The sequence below is a fragment of the Pelotomaculum isophthalicicum JI genome (genome assembly GCF_029478095.1).
Taxonomy (GTDB): Bacteria; Bacillota; Desulfotomaculia; order Desulfotomaculales; family Pelotomaculaceae; genus Pelotomaculum_D; species Pelotomaculum_D isophthalicicum.
On record NZ_JAKOAV010000037.1, the window covers coordinates 22,835 to 29,916 of the forward strand.

The 7,082-nt window shown below is 53.1% G+C and carries 6 protein-coding genes; all 6 read left to right on the forward strand.

Annotation, left to right across the window (positions count from 1 at the left end):
- Positions 1–42: 42 nt before the first annotated feature.
- A complete protein-coding gene (locus L7E55_RS15105; RefSeq protein WP_277445155.1) occupies positions 43–1,215 on the forward strand; it encodes a thiolase family protein in 1,173 nt (390 codons plus the stop codon).
- Positions 1,215–1,685, forward strand: coding sequence for a Zn-ribbon domain-containing OB-fold protein (locus L7E55_RS15110; protein WP_277445156.1), 471 nt, complete (start codon positions 1,215–1,217; stop codon positions 1,683–1,685). The genes L7E55_RS15105 and L7E55_RS15110 overlap by 1 nt, the downstream gene beginning before the upstream one ends.
- Positions 1,686–1,739: 54 nt before the next feature.
- Positions 1,740–2,888, forward strand: coding sequence for an acyl-CoA dehydrogenase family protein (locus L7E55_RS15115; RefSeq protein WP_277445157.1), 1,149 nt, complete (start codon positions 1,740–1,742; stop codon positions 2,886–2,888).
- 27 nt (positions 2,889–2,915) lie between these two features.
- On the forward strand, positions 2,916–3,677 hold the full coding sequence (locus L7E55_RS15120) for an electron transfer flavoprotein subunit beta/FixA family protein (protein ID WP_277445160.1): 762 nt from the start codon (positions 2,916–2,918) through the stop codon (positions 3,675–3,677).
- 45 nt (positions 3,678–3,722) lie between these two features.
- Positions 3,723–4,697: an electron transfer flavoprotein subunit alpha/FixB family protein gene (locus L7E55_RS15125; protein WP_277445158.1), complete on the forward strand. Its 975-nt coding sequence runs from the start codon at positions 3,723–3,725 to the stop codon at positions 4,695–4,697.
- Between the two features lie 73 nt (positions 4,698–4,770).
- A complete protein-coding gene (locus L7E55_RS15130) occupies positions 4,771–6,807 on the forward strand; it encodes a heterodisulfide reductase-related iron-sulfur binding cluster (RefSeq protein WP_277445159.1) in 2,037 nt (678 codons plus the stop codon).
- Positions 6,808–7,082 lie beyond the last annotated feature (275 nt).

Consider the following 7,082-nt stretch of genomic DNA (forward strand, 5'->3'; position numbering starts at 1 on the left):
CATGAAAACTTATAATACAATGTCAAGATTGGAGGAGACTGTATGAGAAACGTTTGTGTTATTGCTGGCGGACAGTCAGTATGGGGAGCGCGCCAGGCCAGCGAGCGGGATATGTTCCAGGAGGCCGGCAAAGCCGCTTTCGAGGAAAACCCGGCGGTTACCAATAAGGATATTGACGGGTTGATTGTGGGTTCAGCCTATACAGAGCGCTGTTCCTTCCAAACCCACCTGGCTCCGGTAGTGGCTGAGAGCCTTGGCATCAGGCCGGTTAATATTTGTTGCCGGGTGGAACTGCTGTGCGCCACCGGCAGCAGCGGCATTATTCTTGCCGACGCGATGATCAGAAGCGGGAAAGCTGACGTGGTGATGGTCATTGGCGGTGAAAAGCTGTTCACCCCTCAGCGTTGGGAAGTCAACTACAGCGAGCTTGCTTCCGTGGACCATGACTGGGACGGCACCCAGGGGCTGGGCCTGCCGCCGCCGGTATTTTCCGCGGTTGCTCAACAACATATGAAGCTATACGGCACTACCGAAGAACAACTGGCCATGGTATCGGTGAAGAACCGCCGCAACGGCCTGAATAACAAGAAGGGTCAATACCAGGAAGCGATCACGCTTGAGCAGGCTATGAACGCCAGGGCCATCGTACGCCCCATGAAACTTTTCGATTGCTGTCCTGTTACCGACGGCGCCGCGGCAATTATCCTGGCGGCGGAAGAAAAAGCCAAGTATTTAACCGATAAGCCGCTTGTTTATATCAGAGGCACCGGACAGGCTACCCTGCACAATATGTCCGCCAATATGCGCAACTGGTCGACCTGGGAGTCTTTAAGAATCGCGGCCAAACAGGCCTATGCCAAAGCCGGTGTGACGGCCAAAGACGTTAATGTCGCTCAAACCCACGACTGTTTTACCATCTCAGAAATCATTGAAACTGAAGACCTTGGTTTCTGTGAAAAAGGTGAAGGCGGTCCCTTTGTTCAGGCGGGCCAATCCGACTTCGGCGGGCAAGTGCCGATTAACACGGACGGCGGTTTGTTGTCCTGCGGGCACCCCTTCGGCGCGACGGGCATTCGCCAGGGGATTGAAATCATGCATCAGTTGAGAGGTGACGCGGTGCGTCAGGTGGAAGGGGCCAGGATCGGCCTTACCCATAACCTGAGTGGTTTCATTGCTGCGCACACGGTATTAATTTACGGGAGGGATCTGGCATAATGAGTATAGTTGAAGGAAAATATTCCGCGACAATGGATATGTGGCCGCTTCAAAGCAAGGAAATGACCCGTATTCACCCGTTTTACGACAATCTCAAAGAAGGACGTTTTACTACTACCAGTTGCCGTGATTGCGGCACCCGGGCATTCCCACCCAGGGTGGTCTGTCCCGAATGCTTGTCTGAAAACCTGGAGTATGTCGATCTGCCGCTCAAAGGCAAAGTTCTGATAGTGACGGAAGAAGAAGTGGGAGTGCCGGTAGGATTTGAAACCCCCTTGATTCACGCCATGATTGAATTGGACGATCAACTGACTGTTTTCGCCCGGGTAATGAATTGTAAAATGGGTGATTTGAAGGAGGGCGACGAAGTAAAACTAGTTGTCTATCCGGTCGATCCGTTGCCGGTTGACGGCAAGAAAGGCGCAATCAACCTTCAGGAAAGAGTATTTTACGCTTTTGAAAAAGCCTGAAAACATTTAACGGTCTTTGCGGGTGAAACAATAACAGGCTGAAGGGGTGAGGACTTGAACTTCGAACTTGACAAGGAACTGGTGTTTTTAAAGGAAATGGTGCGGGATCTGGCGCAGGAAAAGATAGCTCCCCGGGCCGCGGAAATAGACGAGAAGGATGAGTTTCCCTGGGATATCAAGGAAGCCCTGGCGGAACACGAGATACTGGCCATGCCTTTTCCGGAGGAGTATGGCGGGACCGGCGGCAAAGCGCTTCCCGTGGTGATCGCGGTTGAGGAAATAGCCAAAGTCAGCGCCAGTGTGGCCATGATCCCGGGTGGCCAGTGCCTTGGCTCAGCGGCTATTGTCATTGCCGGTACGGAAGAACAGAAGCAGCGGTTTCTGCCCGGCTTGGCCAGCGGAGAAAAGCTGTGCGCCTACGCTCTTACCGAGCCCAACGCCGGTTCCGACGTGGGAGGCATTCAGAGTACCGCCGTACTGGACGGAGATGAATATGTAATCAACGGCACCAAACGTTTTATTTCTTTTGGCAATATCGCCGATATTCTTACGGTTTTTGCCAAAACAATAGATCAGAATACCGGACAAAAAAAATTGTCTTGTTTCGCCGTGGAAAAAGGAGAAGGTCTGGTTGTCCGCAATTTGGAGCATAAGATGGGTGTGAAGGGCACGCCGACGGCGGAGTTGTTCTTCGACAACATGCGGGTTCCCAAGGAAAACCTGCTGGGCGCCGAAGGGGACGGGTTTAAAATAGCCATGCAGGTGCTTGACAAAACCAGGTCGGAAGTAGCGGCCCAAGCCCTCGGCCTGGCTCAGGGCGCCCTTGACTTCGCGGTGCAGTACGCGCGTGACCGGGTGCAGTTCGGCAGCCCCATCGGTAAATTCCAGGCCATTCAGATGAAGCTGGCCGATATGGAGATAAAAACACAGGCGGCGCGCTACCTGACTTATGTGGCGGCAGACAAGTATGACCGCAAGGTTCACGACCGGGGGAAATATACAGCCATAGCCAAGGCCTTTGCCTCCGACGCGGCGATGGAAGTAACTTCAGAGGCCATTCAAATACTAGGCGGATACGGTTACAGCAAGGAGTACCCTCTGGAAAGAATGTTCCGGGACGCCAAAATTCAGCAGATTTACGAGGGGACAAACGAGATCCAGCGGATAGTTATCGCCCGGAGCCTGTTGGGTCGCGGTTTTTAATAGCGGGGAGGGATAACAGTGCAAATCATGGTCTGTTTGAAACAAATACTCGATCCGGAACTGCCGCCGCGGGATTTCCGGCTGGAGAAGGGAGAAATGACCCCCGCCACTGAAGGCGTGCCCCTGGTGATGAGTTCGTTTGACCAGAACGCGCTGGAAGTAGGGCTGCAATTGCGGGAAAAAATAGCCGGGGCGACTGTGACGGCGGTTACAGTCGGCCCGGAGGGCGCCGAAGATGTCTTGCGCAAGGCTTTAGCCGTGAAAGCGGACCGGGCCGTCCGGGTGCCGCTGGAGCAAGACTGTAAACTGTCCGGCGGTATTGTGGCCGGCCTGCTCGCGGGCGCGGCCAGGGAACTGGGAGCGGACCTGGTGATCTGCGGACGGCAAGCCGGTGACTGGGACGGCGGCCAGGTTGGGTTGATTTTGTCGGAAGAACTCGGCTGGCCGGGCGCGAATCTGGTGACAGGCATTGAGCCTGGGTCCGGCGGGCTGGTTTTAAAGCGCGAACTCGAAGAAGGATATGAAGTACTTGAAGGAAACGTGCCTCTTGTGGCGGTTGTTACTAACCACGAGACAAACGTTCTTCGCATTGCCAAGGTAAAAGATACCATGGCGGCCATGCGTAAAAAAGTTGAGCAGATTAACGTAGAGCCGCAAGGCGGCCGCTTAGAACTGGCGAGTCTGGAGATTCCGGTCAAAGAGGTAAACTGTGAAATCATCCCGGGCGAAGACGGCGGAGAAAAAGCGGATAATTTAATCAAGCGGCTTTTGGAGTTAAAAGTGATGTAGAGCTTTTGAACGTACATGACTAGCGGTAAGATTGGGGGAAGAAAAATGTCCTTAGTCCTGACCTGTCTGTTGGATCAAGGAAACCTGTCCCGTGACAGCCTGGAAGTTCTCGGCGCCGGTAAAAGTATCGCCGCAGAGCTGGATGCTGTGCTGGCAGCGGCGGTAATCGGCGCGGAAACCGGCGCGGTATGCGCGGCGGCAGGGGAATACGGGGCGAGCAAGATATATTCGGTGCAAGACGCCGCTCTGGAACAGTATTACTGCGAAGGATACCTGGCCGCGCTGGAAGCGGTGTGCCGGGAATGCGAGCCGGCGGTGGTCCTGTTCGTAACCAACGCGCAAGGACGCGAAATGGCGCCCAGACTGGCAAAGCGGTTGGGCAAGACGGCTCTTGTCGACTGCTTAAGCTTTAACGCGGATAAAGAAACCGGGCGAATTGTCTTTACCAAGCCGGTGTTTGGCGGTAAGGCGATGGCGCAAGTGGCGATGAGTGACGCCCCGGCTGTAGTGGCCATGCGCCGGCGCAGTATTGAACCCGCCCAGCCGGAGCAAGTGGCAGCGGAAACAATCCAGGTCAAGCCGTCCGCCATTCCTCCCAACCCTTTTAAATTAATTGAGCGGGTGGAGGAGCAAACGGCAGGCGTCCGCCTGGAGGATGCCAGAGTGGTTGTGTCCGGGGGGCAGGGGCTCGGCGGGCCGGAAAACTTTGCCCTGCTGGAAGAACTGGCCGGCTTGCTGGGAGGCGCTGTAGGCGCCAGCCGCGTAGCGGTAGACAGCGGCTGGGTCAGCAGCTCGAAGCAAGTGGGTCAAACCGGCAAGATCGTCGCGCCGGACATTTATCTGGCGGTGGGTATCTCAGGAGCCTGCCAGCATTTGGCCGGGTGTTCCGGTTCCAAGGTCATCGTGGCTATCAATACCGATCCCGAGGCGCCGATTTTTGGGGCGGCCAGGCTTGGGGTGGTTGGCGACTACAAAGAAGTTCTGCCGCCGCTGATCGAAAAAGTAAAAGAAATGGCTTAGGGTTGACGGAATATGCATAACGGCCTCTATCACGAGGCCGTTTGCATAATATTGAAGAGAGGGAGGAATTGGTATGGGACTGCCTGGCATAATTGTTTTCATTATTATTTTAGCTGCCGCAATCTGGCTTTTCGCCATGGCTATAAGACAGCGTTATTTAATCCTGCGTTTAGGCCAACCCGAAGACAGGTTCGATCAAATAGGTGAGCGGGTGAAATCTTTATTTGTTTACGTGCTCGGCCAGAAAAAAGTATTGGATGAAGCATATCCGGGGCTGTTGCACGTGCTCATCTTCTGGGGATTTTTAGTTCTTGGCCTGGGTGAACTGCAATTTTTCGGAGAAGGATTGTACCCCGGATTCGTTTTGCCTTTATTGGGTCATTACCCGGCTTTTTACCTGATTCAAGATTTATTCGCGGTTTTAGTGCTAATCGGACTCCTGATGGCGGCCTGGCGCCGTTACGTAGTCAAACCGGACCGGCTTGACCATAACCCGGAAGCGGCAATTATTTTATCGCTAATCACCGGTGTGGTCCTGACCCTTTTTATAGCGGACGGACTTAGGGCGGCCGCTCACCCGGCGGCTTCGGAAGCGGCGCCGGTAACAGCGATTATTTCGGATTTCCTGGGCAAACAAGGCTGGAGCCTGGAAACTTTAAATATACTGTATTTTACTTTTTGGTGGGCGCATGTCTTAATCATCCTTGGTTTTCTGGTATTTATTCCTTACTCCAAACACATGCATTTAGTCGCCTGTCCCTTCAACACATTTTTCCGTTCCCTCAATCCCATGGGAAAAATGCTTCAGCCGGTTGATTTCGAGGATGAGCAGGCAACTCTGGGCGTAAGAAAAATCACTGATTTTAGCTGGAAACACCTGTTAGACATGTTGACTTGCACCCAGTGCGGCCGCTGCCAGGATAACTGCCCCGCTTATCTGAGCAGTACGCCCCTTTCATCAAAGCGGTTTATCAATAATATGAAAGAACACCTGCTGGAGTGCGGGAAAGAAATCAGCCCCGGCCTAGCTCACGCCTACGCGGAACAGAACGAGTCAAGCGGGGAGACCGGGAGTCTGTTGGAAAGCAGCCTGATCGGCAGTGTAGTTGCGGAAGAAGAGTTATGGTCGTGCAAAACCTGTGGCGCGTGCCAGTATATTTGCCCGGTGATGATCGAACACGTGCCTAAAAATGTTAACTTGCGCCGCTATCTGGCGATGGAAGAAGCGTCCTATCCCAGCGGCGTCGACAACGCCATCCGTTGTCTGGAGGACAGGGGCCACCCTTATAAAGGCACTATGGCCTCGCGTTCAAGCTGGTTTCGCGGTTCATGGGTCGAAGAACTGGTCAAGGAAAACAACAAAGAGATTCTTTTCTGGGTTGGCTGCACGGCGGCCCTTGACGACCGGAACATGAAAATAGCCCAGGCGTTTGCCGAACTGCTCAAACGCTCGGGAGTACATTTCGGAATATTAGGAGAAAAAGAAAATTGTTGCGGGGATCCGGCCCGGCGCCTGGGGAACGAATTTTTATATGACGGCCTGGTCCGGGATAATATCAACCTCTTAAAAAAGCATAAGGTTAAAACCATTGTGACGACATGCCCGCATTGCTATAACGCCTTTAAAAACGAGTACCCGCAAATAGACGGTGAATTCGGTCAAAATTATGAAGTTTACCATCACACTGAATACCTGGCTAAATTGCTGAAGGAAAAGAAGCTCGTCGTAGAAAGCGCTTTCACGGAAACGGTAACTTATCATGATCCCTGTTACTTGGGCCGGTATAACGAAATTTTTGAAATTCCCCGGGAAGTGCTGCAAAATATCAGTGGCGTAAAACTACTTGAAATGCAGAGAAACAGGGGAAGGAGTTTTTGCTGCGGCGGCGGTGGCGGCGGCGCCTGGATGGAAGAAGAAGGCACCCGGGTAAACCATATGAGAGCTGAGCAGGTTTTCGTAAGCGGCGCGGATGTACTGTGCACAGCCTGTCCTTTCTGCATGACCATGATGAATGACGGCATTAAGGTGAAGCAGGCGGGTCAGGACAAGGCGGTAAGGATTTATGATCTGGCGGAGATATTGGAAGCTGTGACTCAAAAAAATTCATAGTTAAGGAATTCTCTTTCGCGGGTGTTCCCGTTAATGCACAGAAAAAGTTTGGATACGTGAGAGTAATCCCATAGGGAGTAAATAAACAGATACTTCCTGAATAACATCCTCCCTTATTTGCAAGGGCGATTGATAAATCGCCCTCTATTTGTTCGCCCGGCATGTCTGCCGAGCCGATGGGTTGAAAGAAACCCTGTCACCTAACCAGCGGGAAGACAACCCGTAGGCAAGGGCGTCACTGGTAACGGTGGGGTCTGAAGGAAGCCGAAGGGGGA